Annotated in this window: 24 protein-coding genes; 11 read left to right on the forward strand and 13 right to left on the reverse strand. The window is 44.2% G+C overall.

Annotated elements, in window-relative coordinates; translation table 11 throughout:
* Positions 1 to 88: 88 nt before the first annotated feature.
* Together ACLI09_RS07485 and ACLI09_RS07490 are read left to right on the forward strand one after the other, a co-directional pair.
* Positions 89 to 622 (forward strand): hypothetical protein, encoded by a 534-nt coding sequence (locus ACLI09_RS07485; RefSeq protein WP_411418979.1) that lies wholly within the window; start codon positions 89 to 91, stop codon positions 620 to 622.
* Between the two features lie 523 nt (positions 623 to 1,145).
* Positions 1,146 to 1,613: a hypothetical protein gene (locus tag ACLI09_RS07490; RefSeq protein WP_411418980.1), complete on the forward strand. Its 468-nt coding sequence runs from the start codon at positions 1,146 to 1,148 to the stop codon at positions 1,611 to 1,613.
* A 15-nt stretch (positions 1,614 to 1,628) separates the two neighbouring features.
* On the opposite strand, the gene ACLI09_RS07495 is transcribed toward ACLI09_RS07490, so the two are convergent.
* Together ACLI09_RS07495 and ACLI09_RS07500 are read right to left on the reverse strand one after the other, a co-directional pair.
* Positions 1,629 to 2,135, reverse strand: a complete 507-nt coding sequence (locus ACLI09_RS07495) for a hypothetical protein (RefSeq protein ID WP_411418981.1) — start codon at positions 2,133 to 2,135, stop codon at positions 1,629 to 1,631.
* A 137-nt stretch (positions 2,136 to 2,272) separates the two neighbouring features.
* Positions 2,273 to 3,598 (reverse strand): T9SS type A sorting domain-containing protein, encoded by a 1,326-nt coding sequence (locus ACLI09_RS07500; protein WP_411418982.1) that lies wholly within the window; start codon positions 3,596 to 3,598, stop codon positions 2,273 to 2,275.
* Between the two features lie 367 nt (positions 3,599 to 3,965).
* Between ACLI09_RS07500 and ACLI09_RS07505 the strand changes: the two genes are divergently transcribed.
* The 4 genes from ACLI09_RS07505 (at position 3,966) to ACLI09_RS07520 (ending at position 7,086) form a co-directional block, all read left to right on the forward strand.
* A complete protein-coding gene (locus ACLI09_RS07505; RefSeq protein WP_411418983.1) occupies positions 3,966 to 4,406 on the forward strand; it encodes a DUF5990 family protein in 441 nt (146 codons plus the stop codon).
* 9 nt (positions 4,407 to 4,415) lie between these two features.
* The gene (locus ACLI09_RS07510; protein WP_411418984.1) at positions 4,416 to 4,964 is read left to right on the forward strand and encodes a hypothetical protein; all 549 of its coding nucleotides are present in this window, start codon (positions 4,416 to 4,418) and stop codon (positions 4,962 to 4,964) included.
* A 229-nt stretch (positions 4,965 to 5,193) separates the two neighbouring features.
* Positions 5,194 to 6,705 carry a F0F1 ATP synthase subunit beta gene (gene atpD / locus ACLI09_RS07515; RefSeq protein ID WP_411418985.1) on the forward strand — a complete coding sequence of 504 codons (1,512 nt, stop codon included), beginning with the start codon at positions 5,194 to 5,196 and terminating at the stop codon, positions 6,703 to 6,705.
* 96 nt (positions 6,706 to 6,801) lie between these two features.
* The gene (locus ACLI09_RS07520; RefSeq protein ID WP_411418986.1) at positions 6,802 to 7,086 is read left to right on the forward strand and encodes a F0F1 ATP synthase subunit epsilon; all 285 of its coding nucleotides are present in this window, start codon (positions 6,802 to 6,804) and stop codon (positions 7,084 to 7,086) included.
* A 260-nt stretch (positions 7,087 to 7,346) separates the two neighbouring features.
* Here ACLI09_RS07520 and ACLI09_RS07525 read toward each other — a convergent pair whose 3' ends face one another.
* The 3 genes from ACLI09_RS07525 to ACLI09_RS07535 form a co-directional block, all read right to left on the reverse strand.
* Positions 7,347 to 7,856, reverse strand: coding sequence for a TPM domain-containing protein (locus ACLI09_RS07525; protein WP_411418987.1), 510 nt, complete (start codon positions 7,854 to 7,856; stop codon positions 7,347 to 7,349).
* A 33-nt stretch (positions 7,857 to 7,889) separates the two neighbouring features.
* Positions 7,890 to 8,333, reverse strand: a complete 444-nt coding sequence (locus ACLI09_RS07530; RefSeq protein WP_411418988.1) for a hypothetical protein — start codon at positions 8,331 to 8,333, stop codon at positions 7,890 to 7,892.
* Between the two features lie 92 nt (positions 8,334 to 8,425).
* On the reverse strand, positions 8,426 to 8,644 hold the full coding sequence (locus ACLI09_RS07535; RefSeq protein ID WP_411418989.1) for a hypothetical protein: 219 nt from the start codon (positions 8,642 to 8,644) through the stop codon (positions 8,426 to 8,428).
* A gap of 407 nt (positions 8,645 to 9,051) precedes the next feature.
* Between ACLI09_RS07535 and ACLI09_RS07540 the strand changes: the two genes are divergently transcribed.
* Positions 9,052 to 10,674, forward strand: coding sequence for a DUF4139 domain-containing protein (locus ACLI09_RS07540; RefSeq protein ID WP_411419041.1), 1,623 nt, complete (start codon positions 9,052 to 9,054; stop codon positions 10,672 to 10,674).
* Between the two features lie 103 nt (positions 10,675 to 10,777).
* Here ACLI09_RS07540 and ACLI09_RS07545 read toward each other — a convergent pair whose 3' ends face one another.
* Positions 10,778 to 11,389 (reverse strand): hypothetical protein, encoded by a 612-nt coding sequence (locus tag ACLI09_RS07545; RefSeq protein ID WP_411418990.1) that lies wholly within the window; start codon positions 11,387 to 11,389, stop codon positions 10,778 to 10,780.
* Positions 11,390 to 11,391: 2 nt separating this feature from the next.
* Positions 11,392 to 12,045, reverse strand: coding sequence for a hypothetical protein (locus ACLI09_RS07550; protein WP_411418991.1), 654 nt, complete (start codon positions 12,043 to 12,045; stop codon positions 11,392 to 11,394).
* Between the two features lie 162 nt (positions 12,046 to 12,207).
* On the opposite strand from ACLI09_RS07550, the gene ACLI09_RS07555 reads away from it, so the two are divergent.
* Positions 12,208 to 13,566 carry a PQQ-dependent sugar dehydrogenase gene (locus ACLI09_RS07555; RefSeq protein ID WP_411418992.1) on the forward strand — a complete coding sequence of 453 codons (1,359 nt, stop codon included), beginning with the start codon at positions 12,208 to 12,210 and terminating at the stop codon, positions 13,564 to 13,566.
* A gap of 54 nt (positions 13,567 to 13,620) precedes the next feature.
* On the opposite strand, the gene ACLI09_RS07560 is transcribed toward ACLI09_RS07555, so the two are convergent.
* The 6 genes from ACLI09_RS07560 to ACLI09_RS07585 all read right to left on the reverse strand — a co-directional run bounded on the left by ACLI09_RS07560 (position 13,621) and on the right by ACLI09_RS07585 (position 17,821).
* Positions 13,621 to 14,058, reverse strand: coding sequence for a response regulator (locus ACLI09_RS07560; RefSeq protein ID WP_411418993.1), 438 nt, complete (start codon positions 14,056 to 14,058; stop codon positions 13,621 to 13,623).
* Positions 14,059 to 14,233: 175 nt separating this feature from the next.
* On the reverse strand, positions 14,234 to 15,367 hold the full coding sequence (locus ACLI09_RS07565) for an acyltransferase family protein (RefSeq protein ID WP_411418994.1): 1,134 nt from the start codon (positions 15,365 to 15,367) through the stop codon (positions 14,234 to 14,236).
* Positions 15,368 to 15,468: 101 nt separating this feature from the next.
* Positions 15,469 to 15,966, reverse strand: a complete 498-nt coding sequence (locus ACLI09_RS07570; RefSeq protein ID WP_411418995.1) for an N-acetyltransferase family protein — start codon at positions 15,964 to 15,966, stop codon at positions 15,469 to 15,471.
* A gap of 44 nt (positions 15,967 to 16,010) precedes the next feature.
* A complete protein-coding gene (locus ACLI09_RS07575) occupies positions 16,011 to 16,463 on the reverse strand; it encodes a DUF2750 domain-containing protein (protein WP_411418996.1) in 453 nt (150 codons plus the stop codon).
* A 74-nt stretch (positions 16,464 to 16,537) separates the two neighbouring features.
* The gene (locus ACLI09_RS07580; RefSeq protein ID WP_411418997.1) at positions 16,538 to 16,990 is read right to left on the reverse strand and encodes a hypothetical protein; all 453 of its coding nucleotides are present in this window, start codon (positions 16,988 to 16,990) and stop codon (positions 16,538 to 16,540) included.
* Between the two features lie 96 nt (positions 16,991 to 17,086).
* Positions 17,087 to 17,821, reverse strand: coding sequence for a helix-turn-helix transcriptional regulator (locus tag ACLI09_RS07585; protein ID WP_411418998.1), 735 nt, complete (start codon positions 17,819 to 17,821; stop codon positions 17,087 to 17,089).
* A gap of 125 nt (positions 17,822 to 17,946) precedes the next feature.
* Here ACLI09_RS07585 and ACLI09_RS07590 point away from each other — a divergent pair, with 125 nt between their 5' ends.
* The 3 genes from ACLI09_RS07590 (at position 17,947) to ACLI09_RS07600 (ending at position 18,938) form a co-directional block, all read left to right on the forward strand.
* Positions 17,947 to 18,348 carry a hypothetical protein gene (locus tag ACLI09_RS07590; protein ID WP_411418999.1) on the forward strand — a complete coding sequence of 134 codons (402 nt, stop codon included), beginning with the start codon at positions 17,947 to 17,949 and terminating at the stop codon, positions 18,346 to 18,348.
* A 39-nt stretch (positions 18,349 to 18,387) separates the two neighbouring features.
* On the forward strand, positions 18,388 to 18,606 hold the full coding sequence (locus ACLI09_RS07595) for a hypothetical protein (protein ID WP_411419000.1): 219 nt from the start codon (positions 18,388 to 18,390) through the stop codon (positions 18,604 to 18,606).
* Positions 18,607 to 18,686: 80 nt separating this feature from the next.
* A complete protein-coding gene (locus ACLI09_RS07600) occupies positions 18,687 to 18,938 on the forward strand; it encodes a hypothetical protein (RefSeq protein WP_411419001.1) in 252 nt (83 codons plus the stop codon).
* The last annotated feature ends 18 nt before the right edge of the window (positions 18,939 to 18,956 follow it).

The raw sequence follows: 18,956 nt of genomic DNA on the forward strand, positions 1-18,956 counted from the left end.
TCGGAAGTTTTTCCGGGGGCTTTTTTGTATATTAGCTGAAACCAATCCAAATAATATGCACATTAAATTCCTGATTTATATTTGCTTGATGTGTCTTTTCACAGGTTGCAACAGGGCTAAAAACGGAGATACGGCAGATGCCAATTTGCCACAGGCGAGAGGCGAAGCACAAAAGTCCATACCCGGCCCACAGTTATCTGCACAGCCCGGAGGCATAACCTACCTTGATACCGTACCCACCATACATATAGCCACAACACTTACAAACCCTACAGCCGACACGCTGCACTTTGTAAGCATGAGCTGCTCTTATGAAGATATGTTTGTAACTAACACACCTAACTATAAAGTAACTTCACGATACGATTGTTATAAAAATTACCCGGAGGTAATTGCGCTGCCTCCGCACGCAAAACTCGACCAATTTATAATTATACGGCCCACGGCAAAAACAGTAAATGTTATAAGCAGTAAAATAAAAGTGGGAATGTATTATATCATCCCAGAAAAAGGGAATGAGTTTGAAGGGATTATTAAACAATATGAAAATAGGCAAGCCGCAAAAATACTGTGGAGCGAAGAACTTGATTTAAAAAGGCTGTACCACAAAGTGTACAAGTAGTTTGCCAGCCCCCTTACAATCTTAAAAAGTTAAAGTTACTAACACCTCCGACCGTATGCTTCAAAGTCATTACCGCAACCTCACAATCACATTTTTTTAAGTACCGTTTGGTGCATATATGTATTCTTCGATTATTTTCCACATCGTAACGCCATACTCTCAGATTTAACCTTATTGTTTCATTATGGCACAAGTACAGCTACAGTTTTTATAGCCAGTTTTTGTGTAACGGTTTTACGCTTCACAACACTTAAATTGAGGATACTTAATAGCTTTTGGCATACTTTTTTGGCTTTCGCCAATTTTTTGCTCAGCCTTGTTTACATGTTGTTTATAGTGTTCACGCATCAGGTTAAAGAATTTTTTAGTTATTTTTATGTTATAAATGCATTGGCAGTTATACAGCTATGCACAGCGGTAGTACTGTTTATTGATTTGTATAAAAATCATATTTTTAAAGTAAAATCTTAAATTTTACAGTTAGTAGCATTAACGATGAAACCAATACACCCTTTTCCTTCTTTTGCTTACTGCCTGTGTAGAATCGCACAGATGGACCGAAACTGAGAGGGAGGAATTCAGGCTAAAATGCGAAAGCACCACTACTTTTGTACCGGAGAGCATTCTTTTTTCAGGATTTAGCTATAACGAAATTGATATAATAAAGGTAGTGGAACGGGAGGGTACTATGGCTATTGACACTTTTTATATTTACACTAACAAAGAAATTCATGGAGGCGACACGCTGCGTAACAAACTGTGGGCCGATGTTGACCGTCCTTTTGCACTGAAGAACACTTATGATTTTTACCTGGAAAAAAGCAAACCCTATACATTAACTGATATGGAAATGGTTATGTGGTCGCAATACACTATGTTTAGCGAAGGCTATGGTTGTGTGATGGGCAATTTTACCGTAGATGGCAAACGCTTTGAGCAAACCGGAAATATAGAATTCACAAAGAGGGGATTTACTTATAACTGGGAATAAGCCTTTCCTGATTATTTAACTATAATCCTCAAACGGCACATCAAGCGCTTTCGCTATCTCAGCAGCTATATGGCGGGCATCCGTATCAGCCCTATATTTAAAAATCTGTTTGCTTTTGGCTTCATAGTGGGCGTCAATATAAAACTCCGTGTATGCCCTATACGTATTCTGTACAGTTGGTTTGTACTTTATGAACCGCTGCTTTTTTAAAGATATCGATTCCGGTTCCCATATCACAACTTCTTCGCCGTCAAACACCATCCCAAAAAACACCCAGCGTTTGTGCACTACCTTTGGCTTTACCACCACCTGCACAGTCATTAGCAGGTAAAATACAATTATGGGCTCAAAAATAACACCTGCCACTGCAAGCAACGGGCTGAAAAACCATGACTGATACCCATACTCCTCCCATATCGCTTTATATAATACCCATAGGTGAACCGGCAGCATTACAAGTGCCGCAAGCCCCACTATAAGCCATATTCCCCGCGGTTTATATTCGGTTATGACGGTTTTCATAGTGTAAATATATAATAGGCATTGCATAAAAACGATACTTGCTGTAAATTTCCCGCATCGAATTCCGTAACTCCATAAACCGCAAAACCCCCGAAATTCCTTTCAGGGGTTTTGGCGTCAATAACGTAAACTTAAAACTATCTCTTTATAAACTTCTGCACCGTTGTGCCTCCGTTACCGGTAGTGCTGATGCTGTAAATACCACTTGTAAGGGCGCCAACATTAACAACGGCTTCGTTGCTGTTAACCTGCATATTGATTATTTGTTGCCCGAGTGCATTATATACCACAACGGTTTCTATGGCTGTAGCAGCGCTAATGTGTAAAACATCTCCTGCAGGGTTAGGGTATAACCTTACAATCTCATCATTTACACTTGCAGTTGCTGCTACCTCGCCGGTACTAAAATAAACGTTGTCTACATAAACGGTGTTACCACCGCTGGTTGAAAATACTACCTGCGCGATATTTTCACGCGTGGTAAGCCCGGTAAAGTCAGACAGCGGAATGCTGTAGGTTATCCAGCCACCCTGGGCAGGCGCATTAAAGGTAATTTCATGCTCTTTATCGTCGGCCTGACCGGGACCATCATAGGCCGCGTTTGCGCCAAAGTCTACCAGTTTTATACGAAACTGCTGAAAATCTGCTGACCATACGTTTACATTAAAATGATCCATGCCTGTAATGTCTATCTGCTGGGCAATGGTTTCAACGCCGGCATAGTTAAGCCCGGTATATCTTTTAGTGGCATTGCCTTCTATCTGTACTTCCTGCATCCCTGCAGACGACCATACGGCAAGCCAGGTATCTACCGGTACGTTAGTATACACCCCGCTAAATAAAGATATTACCTGAGCCTGAGGTAATGTTGGGTCGGGAGCGGCGGTTAAGGGTGCCACCGGGGCTACTGCCGGGCCAAATGTAATATTGTCGAAATAGCTTACGGTGCCATAAGTACGCGGATTGGCGGAAAAATCGGGGAATACCACAACCTGGTCAAAAGGCTCTGTAAAAAAGCCTACCTGTGCCGAGAAGTCAAACGTAAGTTCTTCCCACTGGTTTACAAGGGTGTTAGGCACTTTTACTTCCGGCAGTGCCGCGCCGGTAGGCGTAACGAGTTTTAAGCCCACATTGCTTATTATACTTTTATACACCATAATTTTTATGGTACTGTGCGCGGCATCTAACACAAAATCGGACATGCCGTTTTCGTGGCTGGTTTCGCAGCCGGCATAGGGCGCGCCGGTAATAAGGGTGGTATACTTAGCAACCGTTGCAGAGATGTTTGCACCCGAAGGGTCGGGGTTAGCAACAAACTCAAGTGCAGGGTTGGTGTCGTTCTCAAAAACATTCCATGTGTAGGATGCCCCTGCGCCGGCGGTTTCAAAATCGATGTTTTGCTGTGCAAAACAAACTGACGTTATTAAGAATACGAATGCTAAATTAAGGTAGTTTTTTTTCATGATATTTCATTTAGTGTGTAATCAAAGTTATGCTTATTATAATGAAAATGTTGAATTATTTCTATAAAAATAAGAATAAAAAACCATACCGATAATTTTATTGGCTATTTTTTAAAAATACGTCAATAGCAGCAACAGTTAGCATTACATCTGCATGCTGTACTAATATTAGCCTGTATGGGTATTGTTGTGGTGTTTGTATGGTTTTAATGATAGCACCCTGGTTTAAATCCGCAAACAGAAAAGATTTATTGTGTCAGCCGCTTACGGAATACTCCGTCGCATAAGGCAGCTCCCAAATTTACAATTGTGTATAGGGCTGCTGACTTTATGATAATTTCACTAATTTTGAGAAAACCGATTGTATATGCAAACCGCCCTCCCACTCCGCATCACCCTTACAAACCCTTCAGCGGGCGTAGATTTTGGCGTACAAAACGGTTCCGGCCATACGTATACCATAACAGGTAAGCAGCGCTCCACGGGTGCCGACCTTAGCTTTGCCTTTGAAATAACCGTAAAAGGCGACCCGGCTAAAGATGCGCTCCCAAAGCTTTCGGGGCCGTATGTGCAGGGGCCCTCGGGCGGTAAGTTTACCTATATAAACATAGGCCCCTACGCCGGGCAGCACGACGGTATATGGAGTGGCCGCATGAAAATTCCGCTAACAGGCATTACCTGGGATATGGTAGATAAACTGGCAGCCAACCCAAACCTTACCCTCGCCACCACCGTACCCGGGTCAAAACCTGATGGCAGCCCGGCTTACGCGACGGTTAAACCTTTTGAGGGGTGGAAAATTCTATAAATTTGTGTTATGGGTAAAAAAGATAAAATACGGAAGAAGCAACCGGTTCCGCCAGCCGGCAATATATTAAAGTTGCTGTTTATGGCTGCCGGCATACTGCTTATTGTTTTTGTAGTAATCCTTTACCGTAAAACCATTATCAATATCTGTATTCCTGTAGGTATCATCTTCACGGCAGCATTCATTGCTTTTATAGCACGCAAAAAGGGTGTAGACAGTACACCACCGTTTAACGGTTATGCTCCGGCTTTTATGTTTGCCATCTTATCATGGGGATTTGCAGCGTGCTATGCCTTTATGGCCATAAATTACTATGCCGCCGAAAGCGAGGTGCAGTACTATACTTTTAAAATTGAAGAACGCGGTTCGCTCGTGGGGTCCAGGCGCCAGCGCGAAAGGCGCACCCCCACAGTTACCATTAATTATTTTGGAAACACCAAAGAGCTGGTTTTTCCGCATGATGCCACCCAAAAAGTTAACGCTGCCCAAAACGTGAAGCTCTTTGTACGCAGGGGATATTTTGGCTATGATATAATAGAGCGTAAAGAAGTGTATTGATATCGCCAGGCATAAAAACATAAACTGCAAATAAGAAACCCCGAACAATAACCCAAAAACCAACCCTCCACACACCCATTTGCAAACCAAAATTATTAAAACCCCTCCTTTTATTGAAAAAAACGCAAAACAGGGGTTGCATAATTGGGTAATAAAAAACTATCTTTGCACTCGGAAAAAAGAGGTTTTTTCTAAATCGATAAATAGCTGTTTAATAAATACATAAGCAATGTCTAAAGGAATAGGAAAAGTTGCACAGATTATCGGGCCGGTGGTAGATGTGGTGTTTAGCGCCCAGGATGCCGAGCTTCCAAAGATTTATGATTCATTAGAAATCACTAAAAACGACGGTTCTAAATTAGTGCTTGAAGTACAATCACATATTGGTGAAAATACGGTGCGTACTATATCTATGGACTCAACGGACGGCCTTAGCCGCGGACAGGAAGTTACCGCTACCGGTGCACCTATCCAGATGCCTATAGGCAACGACATTTACGGTCGTTTGTTTAATGTAGTAGGCGACGCTATCGATGGCCTGGGCGACCTGCCTAAAGCCGGTGCAGACGGACTTCCGATCCACCGCCAGGCGCCTAAATTTGAAGATCTTTCTACATCTTCTGAAGTACTTTTTACAGGTATCAAAGTAATCGACCTTATCGAGCCTTATGCAAAAGGTGGTAAAATTGGATTATTTGGTGGTGCCGGTGTAGGTAAAACAGTACTTATCCAGGAGCTTATTAACAATATTGCTAAAGGCCACGGTGGTCTTTCGGTTTTTGCCGGTGTGGGCGAGCGTACCCGTGAAGGTAACGACCTTATGCGTGAGATGCTTGAATCAGGCATTATCAAATATGGCGAAGACTTTATGCACTCTATGGAAGCAGGCGGATGGGACCTTAGTAAGGTTGACAAAGCCGGTATGCGCCAGAGTAAAGCTACATTTGTTTTCGGACAGATGAACGAGCCACCAGGGGCACGTGCACGTGTGGCCCTTTCAGGCCTTACCATTGCAGAGTATTTCCGTGATGGTGCCGGAGACGGACAGGGTAAAGACGTACTTTTCTTCGTAGACAATATTTTCCGCTTTACACAGGCAGGATCTGAGGTATCGGCGCTTCTTGGCCGTATGCCGTCTGCGGTAGGTTACCAGCCTACGCTTGCAACCGAGATGGGTGCGATGCAGGAGCGTATTACCTCAACTAAAAAAGGCTCAATTACATCAGTACAGGCGGTTTACGTACCTGCGGATGACTTAACTGACCCGGCTCCTGCTACAACTTTTGCCCACCTTGATGCAACTACGGTACTTAGCCGTAAAATTGCCGAGCTTGGTATTTACCCTGCGGTAGACCCTCTTGATTCTACTTCAAGGATACTTACCCCGCTTATATTAGGTGATGAGCACTACAACACAGCGCAGCGCGTTAAAGAGATACTGCAAAAATACAAACAGCTACAGGACATCATTGCCATCCTTGGTATGGAAGAGCTTAGCGAAGAAGATAAACTGGCGGTAAGCCGCGCCCGTAGGGTACAGCGTTTCCTTTCTCAGCCGTTCCACGTGGCAGAGCAGTTTACCGGTATACCGGGCTGCCTTGTAGATATTAAAGATACCATCAAAGGCTTTAACATGATTATAGATGGCGAACTTGACCACCTTCCGGAGGCTGCCTTTAACCTTAAAGGTACCATTGAAGATGTGATTGAGGCAGGTGCCAAAATGTTAGCTGAAGCATAAACAGGAGCTGCTGTTTTAGTATTCAGTGTTCAGTGTTCAGCGTTGCTGTTAACTGAACACTGAATACTGAACACTGAACCACAACAACATAAGTGTATGTTATCATTAGAAATAGTATCGCCGGAAGGCCACCTTTATAAAGGCAACGTTACATCGGTTACCGTACCGGGTGTAAACGGCGAGTTCCAGATGCTTGACCACCACGCCAACATCGTTTCGGTACTGGCTAAGGGCAGCATTAAGATAGCGGTTGCTGATTTCAAAAGCGCGGCATTTAGCCCACGTTTCACAAAGTCAGACAAAGACCAAAAGTTCCTCCTGCCCATAGACAGCGGTACACTGGAGCTTAAAGACAACAAAATCATTATATTGGTTGATTAAATTCATCTTATACTTACTAAAAGAACCCTTTACAGCAATGTAGAGGGTTTTTTGATTTATATGAGGAATTTATTTCACAGAGATAAGCGGAGGAACACAGAGGCTCACGGAGAAAAACACACTCCTAGCCACGCTCAGGAGGGGACAGCTTCACTCATATGCAACTGCCACGCTCAAACCTGCGCTAATCCACGATTTTGCTGCATCCGTGTCCCCTACTTTTCAATTTCTTTCGACTTTCAACTTATGACCTTAAGACTCTACCCCTTCAACATATTTTTAAGCCGGCGTACCAGCTCTTCAATACCGGCTTTAGTGCCCTCATAATACTTATCGGCCTTATATTGCGGGATGAAATATTCCTGGATAACGCGGTAGGTCGCGTCATCGGTAATCAGGGTTTTTATCCCGTCGCCGTTTTGTATGCGTATCCGGTGGTAGCCTTTAGATATGCCTATTAAAATGCCATTATTCTTATCCTTCTTACCCACGCCCCATTTATTGGCTATATACAGCGTAAACTCCTCAAAGCGCTCCTTAGGGGTAAGTTCTGGGTTTATGGTTATTACCGCAATTTCTATCGTGGTTTCTTTCTCAAACTGGGTAATAAGTTCGGTAAGCGCCAGTATTTCGGTATCAGTAAACAGGTGCTCATAATCGCTCACCACGCCCGCAGGCGGGGGCAACTTATCCCACGCGGCAGTATCGGGCACGGTTTGGCCAAAGCTTAACAAACCGGTAAAAAGCAGTAACAGTGCCAGGTGTTTCATAAAGTAGTTTTGTAGTAAACGTAAAACAGCGGCTTATCGTGCAAACATGCCCGAATATAAATAAAACACTACCGACGCCGCCCGGTGCGAAATTTTATCTGACGGCGTTAGCTGCGTACCCAGTTTATGTCCGCCTTTTACAAGTTCACCCGCGTTATTCCAACTTAATTCCGCACTGTTTTCTATGTGTATAGTGCCATCATCGTCTATAGTTACCAGGGTGTTGCCGTCTAAGCCGGTAAGCAAGCCGTTACCGCTTAGTGTGGCGGTTTGCCTGCCGGTAGCATCGGTTACGGTACCGTCATGCCCCAGTGTGCCGGCCTTTTTGCCCCAGCTGGTTATAGTGCCGTCTTCGGCTACTGCTATATTAACCATACCCGCTTTATCTTTAATGGTAAAGGCCGAAAAGCTAAGCGAGTCATCATTGCACGACACCAGCGTAAGGGCCGCAATCAGGGCGTAAAAAATATTTTTCATAAATGCGTGTTCTTACCGCAAATATAAGCAAAGCAGGTCTTTTATAGCGGGTATTGTTATTTAGGTATGGTTATAATAAAGTTCAGGCAGCGCTATGCACGCCTAAAAGCTTTTATAAGGCACATAAGCAGCAGCAGGCCAAAAAAAGCAATACATGATGCGCCGGTTAACCGCAGCATGTGCGGGTTTTCTGCAAGGGGTTCGCTGGCCTTTACAAAATAGAGGTAAGTGCCCAGTGCTACAAAAAGCGCGTACAGGCCCACGCCTAAAAACGGGCTTGCGGTGTTTGATGTCGTTTTGGTTTGGTTCATAACAGTAATTATTTTGGGTTATTTTAGCTAAAACAAGGCTGTGTTTAAACACTAACTACAGCTTGTATTATGGGAAAACAGCATCATATACCATAAAAATATGCTAACGATACATTTGCAATTAAATACTGTTCAGAAAAAACAGGAATATAAAATTAGCAAAAAAACATAACCAATAACAATTTTATCGAAATTTTTTAGCGAATTGTCTACTATTAATGACGTTAATTTTGGCCATAACCAAAAAAGCATTATTAACAGTACCTGCCTTTACTGGGCATTAAGTGCCACATAGTCTTCAAATAATTATTTTATAAAATTAACGGTATTAAAACTTTTTTCATCTCCTTCCCAACCTTTCCCCTAAAAACATCCTCTATATATAAAACGAACTGATTTATATGTACATGAAAACCATAATGGTGCTGTTGCTGCTGGTAAGCAGTATGGCATTTGCCCAGAAACCCGTATTTACCGCTGCTAAAGTTACCGAAGCCACTGTATACTACAACGCTGCCGAGCTTACCCAGCACGCTACCGCTATATTGCCCGCAGGTACCAGTGAGGTAGTAGTAAAAAATGTGGCCGACTACCTTAACGAAAGCACCATACAGATAGGCGCGCCCGAAAATGTAACGGTACTTTCGGTACAGTATACCCGCGACTACATGAGCGAGTATGAAGTGGACGAAGGTTCGCCCGCGCTTAAAAAAGTGCGTGACAGCATAACGCTTGTTACCAAAGAAATACAACGGGTAAGCACACAAAAGCTAAACGAGCAAAAAACCATAGAACTGCTGGACAAAAACCAGCAGGTTTCGGGTACACAAACCGGGCTGAGTGTAGCCGAACTGATGAAGCTGGTAGACTACTACAAGCTGAAACGCAACGAACTCAATACATCTTACAATGCCCTTACCGAAAAAGAGCAAAAACTGAACGAACTGCTGCAAAAACTCAATACCCGCCTTACAACGAATACACAGAAAGAAGAAAAGGCATCACAGGGCAAGCTGGTACTTCAGGTAATGGCCGAAGCTGTGGGTACGGTGCCGTTTACTATTAGCTACCTTACGCAGGGCGCTAACTGGGTGCCGCTTTATGACCTTCGTGCCGATAACACCACCGGACCGATGGACATGATGTATAAGGCACAGGTAACCCAAAACACTGGGGTAGACTGGAAAAAGGTAAAGCTTACCCTAAGCAGCGGCACGCCCAACCAAAACAACCAGGCGCCACAGCTCAGTGCATGGTTTTTGCAGCTACAGCAGCCTGTAGCCCAGGTTTTGCAGGGCAAGGCTTCCGGTGTGAGTATAAGGGGAGTTAGTAGTGGATATATTAATACCGAGTCCGCAGCGATGGGAGATGTCGCATACAAAGATAAGAGCATAAGCAACTACACCACCGTAAACGAGAACCAGCTCAATGTATCGTTTGATATTGACATCCCTTATGATGTGGCCAGCAATGGCAAGGCACACAGCGTAAGCCTTAAAGAGATAAAACTGCCCGCCACCTACCGCCACTACAGTGTGCCGCGTGTAGAGCAGGAGGCATTCCTTATGGCAGAAATTACCGATTACAGCAAATATAACCTGCTGCCCGGCGATGCCAATATAATCTTTGACGGCATGTACATAGGCAAGACCCGTATAAACCCGAACCAGACCGCCGATACCCTAAGCCTGAGCATGGGCCGCGACAAAAAGATTAGCATAAAGCGCGAAAAGATTGCCGATAAAAGCGGTACTAAATTTTTGAGCAGCTTTAAGGAGCAAACATTTACCTACGAAACTACCATCCGCAACAATAAGAAAGAAAGCGCCACCATTACCCTGAAAGACCAGTTTCCGCTGAGTACCGATAAGGATATTGAAATCACGATGCTAAAAGACGACGGTGCCAAAATAAATGCCGATACCCACATTATGGCGTGGGAAGTAAAACTATCGCCCGGCGAGACTAAAAAAATCCGGATAAGCTATACCGTGCGCTACCCGAAAGACCGGGTAATACCTAACCTTTAAACCAACCAACGAATTGTTTATATTGTTTTAACTAACTCCTTTTGTTAGCTCCTGGGCCGCTTAGCCACTAAGCCGCTCAGGAGTTTTTTTTTGAGCGGGCAGGCTATTTAAAGCGATTTGGGTCCGCTTTACGCTGCCAAACACTGCGGGTTTTGATAAAACCATTTTTAGTTACGGTAACTTCAACAACTTCATCGGTATATAACTTATTTACAAAATTAACGTCGGTAAGTCGTAAAACGTAGGTAGTGTCCCTATGGTAAAAGGTATCAGCGTGAAGCTTATTATCGGGTTTAAAGCCATGGCATGCCGCTAAAATAAGTGCCTCATCCACATTGTCTATTGTGCCTAAAAATTCAGCAAATTGTTCTGCGTTATAAAAATAGTGTGGCTTGTTAGCTGCCATGGCAAAGATATAATTGCCGTTAAATGAAATGATGTCTATGCCTGCCCCGTTTGATTTCGCTAAAAATCCCCGTTTGGCTGTAGCATGGCCCCATCTATAAAGTACTTCCTGTTTACCATAGGTACCATTCTGCATAAGCGCCCAGTAATCATAATGCTTATTCGGAATTACTTTTTTAAAGCTGTTTTTAATACCGGCTATTGGCAGCGGCCTCTCGGCCTCCGGCCCTTTTACATCAATAAAAACATCGGGTGAACAACCTGAAAGCAGGAGCAGTGTGCCAAGCAATACCATTACAATCGTTTTCATATTCACTCGGTGTTTGTACTGGTGTTATTCTTCTCCCGCGAAACTGCTTTAATAAAACCGTCTTTTGTAACGGTAACCTTTTTCTCTGTATCATATTCTATCCCTCCTACACACGAAGGAAAAGGGTCAAACGCTATCAGGTTCAGTTCATACGCCCCGTTTACAATGCGATAGTCGTTGCCGCCACTTTCATAATCCGGGCCGTAATGAAACGTCTCCGCGAGCAATACCGCTTCATTTACGTTATCAATAGTACCTAAAAATTCCCTTAACCCGGAATCTGTGCTTATGTAGCTCAGGCTGTCATTTTCTATCACCACTATAAAATCGCCGCGCGTGGTAAATTGCCCGCGCTTAAAAAATCCCCCCGATGCCGGGAGGCTGTCTGTACCGCGGCGTAGTAATGTGTCGCCTGCCTCCTTAAAAATTTCAAAAGAGGCTTTTTCGTAGCCATTTATGTGCTCCACATAAGCCCAGTACTGGTAAGGCTTCCCTGGCATTATGCTTTTTGGCAGTAACTCTAAGTAATTGTTACTATAATCATAACCAAACGATCGGAATGCGGTAGTATCAGAGTTATTTTTGGCGGCAGCCAATGGTTCATCCCGCTTACACGATACCGCAACTATTAAAATAAAGATAAGTAGAAATCTCATAAGACGATAATCGGTTTGGTACTGCAATATAGTTATTTTTTAGGTGCTAAGTGGCTCAGAAGCTAAGGAGCTTTACAGCTCCCCTCCTAAATTTTTCATAAACCGTGCCTGCTTTAAAATATTGTTAATATCTTTAAGCAACAACTTAAATTACAACACGCTATGAAAACAGCACTACTAAGCTCATTATTGCTATGCACGGCTATTGGCTTTAGCCAGAGCATTGCCTTAGAAGAATTTGCCACCGGTATAAGCCAGCCTACCGAAATAGCCCATGCCGGCGACGCACGCCTGTTTGTAACCCAGCAGGACGGCCTTATAAAAATAATAAATGCCGATGGCACGGTAAACCCTATTCCTTTTCTTGACGTAACGGCGCTTACCGATGGCGAAGGCGAACGCGGTTTATTAGGGCTGGCGTTTCACCCTGATTATGCCGATAACGGCTATTTTTACATTAACTATACTAACCTGAGCGGCAACACGATAGTAGCACGATACGCCCGCAGCAGTACCGATGCTAATGTGGCAAACGCAGCCAGCGCGCAGATACTGCTTACGGTAACGCAGCCGTTTAGCAACCACAACGGCGGAGGGATTCGCTTTGGGCCTGATGGCTACCTGTACATTGGCATGGGCGACGGCGGCAGCGGTGGCGACCCAAATGGCAACGGGCAAAATAATAACACCCTGCTGGGGAAAATGCTGCGTATAGATGTAAACGATACCGACACTTACAGTATTCCTGAAGATAACCCTTACGTGGGCGTTGATGGTGCCGACGAGATATGGGCTACCGGCCTGCGCAACCCCTGGAAATTCAGCTTTAACCGCGAGAACGGCGACCTCTGGATAGCCGATGTAGGCCAGAATGTGCTGGAGGAAATAAACCATGCGGCCGCGAATGAAGCGGGGCTTAACTACGGCTGGCGCTGTTTTGAAGGGACACAGGTGTATAACAGCGATGGCTGCTCTATAATAGCAACCTATACACAGCCCGTAGCTGAATATGATCATGCTAACAACGCCTGCTCTGTAACCGGCGGCTTTGTATATACAGGTGCACTATACCCGCAGCTGGCAGGTAAATATATTTTTGCCGACTACTGTAGTAACCGGATAGGAATTACCGATACATCGGCAGAAATTACCTGGACAGCCCCGTTTAGCGGCAGCAACTTCAGCACCTTTGGCGAAGATATGGACGGCGAACTGTATGTAGCCGCACGCAGCCAGGGCAAAATATACAAGATAATCGAAACTACAGCCGCTACAGTATCATTTTCAGGCAACAACGTGCGCCTGTACCCTAACCCGGCAAAAAATGTACTGAATATTGAGGCCACCGCGCCGCTGCCTTTTACAGTGAAAATTTATGACATTAGTGGTAAGCAATTAGTACAACAGGACATTACAACAGCGCAAAGTGCCATAAATATAAGTAGACTATCGGCGGGTGTGTACATTGCCGAACTGCGAAGCGGAACCGAAACCATGATTAGGAAGCTGGTAGTACAGTAAGAGATGAAATTTAAATACCATGTTTTCCGGAATCACTCCAGGAAGCATGGTACATTAATCGTGCAGTATAATAATGTTTTTAGGTGGGTTTACAGAATATACAAAATTTTGAAAAGCGATTTTCAAAATGCTCTCCAGCCCCTCAAAAGACGCGGGCTTTACAGCATACCCGTCGGCGCCCAGCTTACGGGCAATTTCCATATCTTCCTTTAGCGAACTGGTGCTAAACATTACCACAGGTATGACTTTAAGGCGTTCGTCTTTTTTTATGGACTTCAACACCTGGAAACCGTTTTTAACCGGCATGTTTATATCTAAAAATAGGAGCTCCGGCAGCATAAAATTTTCAAAATGAAGAAACGAAATAAATTCATCCGCGTTAGAGAAATCATTGAAGATGATGTCGGGAAAAATTTCATTAACCACGTTCTTAAAAACAAACCGGTCATCCTCATCATCGTCTACCAGCATTATATTCTTAAAATTACACATAATTGCATCTTATTTTTCCTACCAAATATGATTAAAAACTAATTATTAGAAGTTAAAAAAATACACATTATTGTTAAATATAAAGTGTTTTTTAATAATTTATTAACAAATAGCTGTTTTTTACATCACTCTTCTTTCCGAAGAATTTTCCCATATCCAATGCACATACGTAATATTATCGTTTTTGGTTTAACCATTTACGTACTGGTTCATCATAAAGCTTGAGGCAGGCATAAGCAATGGCAATACTGCCAAAGAACGTAAGCAGTGCATACGGATATGCACGGGTAACAGGGGCACCATCATGGTTAGCAACCCATGCCGTATAGGTATAAATCAAGGCATAGTGGGTGATGTATATGGGGTAGGATATATTGCCCAGAAATTTACATACACGCAACGCCGCCTTGTTTTTTATATCGCCGCTCGCGCCGAGGTACACAATAGCAGGGAATAGTATAATAATAACAAACGACTCATACAGCCCGTTTGCCCACAGAGCATCTGCCCCGCCTATACGGGGCATGGCCAATGCGGCGGCCAGTAAAAGGCTGCACCATAAAAAGGCATTTTTAACAAATGTTACTTTTGTAGTGCGAAACAGCAGCAGCCCGGCAAAAAACGGAAACATAACCCGCGTAAAGCCTATGCGCAATTGCTCCGGTGTTATGCTCCACCCACCTACAACATCGCCGGTTGTGCTGGTAACAACGTAGTGTATGAGCGCTGCGCCAAACACCGCTACACATACGGCAAGTAGCCACCTGGGGAACCGGCGTACAAAAAGCGCGTAAAGAATATTAGCAATATATTCAAAAAACAGCGACCAGCCCGGGCCGTTTAGCGGGTGCATTTCGCCCCATCCCCTTATATCCATAGATGGCGGCACGGGTATAAGCGTGCAGCCTATAAGCATGATAAGCAGCATTTTCCAAACCGGGGTCTGGCCTACCAGCGGCATCCAGGCACAATCCTGTGTATAAAAGAAGAGCGCGCCTATTACTGTACCCATAATTACCATGGGCTGCAGGCGTATTAACCTTCGCTTAAAAAAATTGCCTAAGGTCATGCTGCCCCAGCGGTCGTCATACGCATAACCTATAACATAACCTGAGAGCAGGAAGAAAAAATCTACCGCCAGGTAGCCGTGGTTGATGATTTGCTTAAGGTGGTCGCCGCCGGAATGGGTTTCAAAAATATGAAACGCCACTACCATGAGTGCGGCTACACCCCTAAGGCCGTCGAGTATTACAAAGTGAGGTTTTGCGGGCAGCGCCTGCTGCGGGATGGGTGTGGATGGATGGTCCATATCGTGTTTTTGGAATTTCCACAAAGGAATAAAACGTTTTAGTAACGACAAAGCCTGAATGTAAGAATTTACGACCGCAACTTCGTCAAAAAGCGAATGACCTACCCCTTCCGTTCCATGATATAGTTAGGTATGCGGTGTCCGGTCTCAAAACTTCGAATAATTTCGCCGGTAACAGTAAAACCGTGCCGCTCATAAAACCTTATGCTGCCGTGATTATTTTGTATTACACTAAGCTGCAGCGTTGCGAGGCCCAATGCTTCAGAACGTGCAATTATAAAGTCCATCGCCCCGGCACCATAGCCTTTGCCACGGTGGGCTTTAAGCAGGTACAGTTTGCTAAGCAGCATGTGGCCTTCAGTAGTATTAGGCTCCAGTGCCAGGTAGCCCTTAACATAGTTTTGCGCGGTACAAATAAAATAGTATTCAGCGCCGGCTGCCAGTTGCTGTTGCAGGGTGGATACGGTTTGGTATTTTTCTAAAAAATAAAGGTTGTGTTCGGTCGGCATAAGCCCATCATAATACTCCGGCATTATTTCATACGCCAGGGCCTGTATTTCAGCCAGCTGCTCCGGGGTGGTGGCAGGTATAAAGTTCATGGTTTGCTATAAATTGCTTGTGCTTGCTGATGCACCTATAAATTCTATGCAAGTGCCTCTTTAAGGCAGGTAGAAAAATCGGTAAGGCCGGTGTAGTTTACAAAGCTTATGAGGCTCTCTATTTCCGTAAGTTCGGCAATAAGCCGGTTAACCAAAACCAGGGGTTCGGCTTCGTAGCCTGTAAGCGCGGCATCAAAATCAATACCCGCAATTACGTCTTCCTGGTACATGCCCACACACCAGCTTTCCATAAACTCTCCCAGCGGAATGGCTACGGGCTTATATCCTTTCCAGGCGTTTACCGCACACGCGTCAGCAAGTGCCTTATCGCTCCAAAAGCAAATCAGTTCCAGCGATTCGCCTTCCTCATCTTCATACTCATTAGTACGCGATGTGGCATACCCTTGTGACGATTGCAGGGCATACACCTGCTGCGACGCGCTTATAGTTTTTATAAAGTGGTCGTATTGCTCGTGAAATTCTGAGTGCTGCTCCATGGGGCAAAGATAGAAAATAGTATCCAGTGTTCAGTCGCAGTTAGCAGGAGCTTCACTCATACGCAAAGACCTGGCTATTGTACAATCAATATATCCCCCTTCGGCAGATGGCACGAAATTACACTGGATATCTTTTCTTTTTTTATAAGGGTGGTATCGCCAATGAGCGTTTGCTGAAAAAATGTTTTTTCATTGGTAGCATAAACCAAACCCTGAAACACCACAAAAGCCACATCAGCACTGTCTCGCCTGTAGCGCTGTTTTAATTCGCCAATGCTTATGAGCCTGTTTTGGGTATTGGTAGCAACAGCTATTGTTTTTATACTTTTATTAATACTTACATTTTGAAGCTCCTTATCGTCTAGTAGGATTTTATCGAAAACCAGTGTATCGCTATTTACCAGTACCGTATAGTGTTTATCCAGTGCTTTTTCAAGTCGGCGTGGTGTAGCCGCAGTAAATTGCCCGGCAGAGCATCCGGCAAGCAGCATAAACAAACACATCAATAAATAGCGGACTGGTTTCATTACGTTAAATTACAAAAAAATCGCAACCTGTACATTTTTGCACAAGTCCAAAAACGGCTAATTGAAGCCACTGCCTACTGCTATGAACACTGCAAACTAATACACCACCTTCTTACTCACACTCCTGTTTACATCAATAACATAAAAGAGCGCCTGTATATCATCCATGTACAGGCGGAAATCCGTAAACTCCGGGCTGTCGTTAAGCGAGTGGCAGGTAATGTAGCCCTCTTCGGTATTGTGCTCTATAATCTCCTTAAGCAGGGGCAGCTTGCTCTGCGTGGTATAAATAACCCAGTACGGAAAATCGCGGTAACGCAGCTTGCTTAGCCAGTGCTGCCGCTGTAGTTCGCGCGTGGTAACAATGCTGTTACGGGCTATGGCCTGGCTGCTGCCGTTATCCATACTGTCGCCGTTAACACGAAACGCCACATACCGGCCCATAACCGGCTTATCTACCATAATGCCATGCTGGCTCAGGTCCATAAGGAAGTCCGAATCCTGGTAGTTGTCTAAAAAACCTGCCTGCACCTCAAACTCCGCCAATGGCATAAGCATGTAGAACTTACCGTTAGGCAGTTCGAGAAAGCGGTTGCCGTTCTTATTTTCTATTGGTTCGGCAAACCGCACCACCTCTTCACCCACCACTTTCTTATTATATACGGTACCCTCCTGCAACACTTTGTTTAATATTTCACTTTTGCTGCGTGGTATAGGTTTTCCCTTTTCATAATTAATGATGGTTTCGCGGCTGGCGCCAATAAGGTCACCCAATTCCTTTTGGGTCAGGCCCAATTCATCACGGCGTTTTTTTATATCCAATCCTTCCATAATCAACACTTTACATAAAACAAAGAAAATTTCCTTATTAAAAGAGGAAAATTTTACTTCAATTTATTTTGAAATGTGGAATATTCCACTTAATTTTGCGTTATACTTGACAAATATAGTACAATATGCGGAATAAACAACTTTTAATTAAAGAAATTGTAGAGGCTAATGCTATTAAAGGTGCCTATAACTGCTATTTAGCCTCTGGAAGGGCAATAAATGAAGTTGAAAACACCACACAGGTTATGCAGAACCTAAATACTGTTAGTTCAACATTACGCCAACTGTACAGTGAATTTGAAGATTTGAAAAAAAACACATCTAGAGATGAAAAACGTGAAATAACAGGCGAGGAATTGAGCAGCTGCCAGAGTACAGTCGGCAGAGTACAGTTAGTAACATCAGGCAAGGGTGAAGCTGCTCCCCCCTACTTCGGAGAGGGGCCGGCGTTGAGGCTCAACGCCTTGCAAACCGCAAACGCCATTATGCTTTTTAACAGCGATGTGCGGTTTAGTATTACAGAGTAAGCCCCCTGACCCCCCAAGGGGGAATAAAAACCCAAAAAAATGAAAAACAACCTATTCGCTATGTGTCCCGCGGCAATTCCCCCTTTGGGGGTTAGGGGGCTAAAAAAACTAAAGCGCCGCATCCGGCAATGCGAAGCCGAGATAGAAAACATCCGCACCCTGCCCTACTATACCCTCTTTAACCGGGAAAGCGAGCGCGCCGCCGATTTGCAGAAGGCAATAAATAAGCTGGCAGTAATCAGTGGTCAGTTGGCATGAGCTTCACTCAGCCATGATTATCGGACATCGGACAACCAACAACTAATTTTTCAATCTTTAAATCTTTAAATCCAAAAAAAATGACAATCACAGGAACCATCGAAAGCATTGAATACCGCAACACCGCGGGCCATGAAAAAAAAGTAGTAACCCTGGTGCCCGACCACAGGCAAAGGGCATTTGTAGAATTCCGCGGGCGCCGCATGGAGGAGCTTGACACCTACAAAGAAAACGACGAAATACAGGTAGACGTAACCCTGGAAGGCAAAATAAGCAAAAACAGCGGCATACAGTATAATAACCTGGTGGCATTTGCGGTACGCGAAGCGTAGAACAGTTGGCAGTGCTCA

It is taken from the genome of Flavobacterium sp. RHBU_24, assembly GCF_046613695.1.
Lineage (GTDB): Bacteria > Bacteroidota > Bacteroidia > Flavobacteriales > Flavobacteriaceae > Flavobacterium.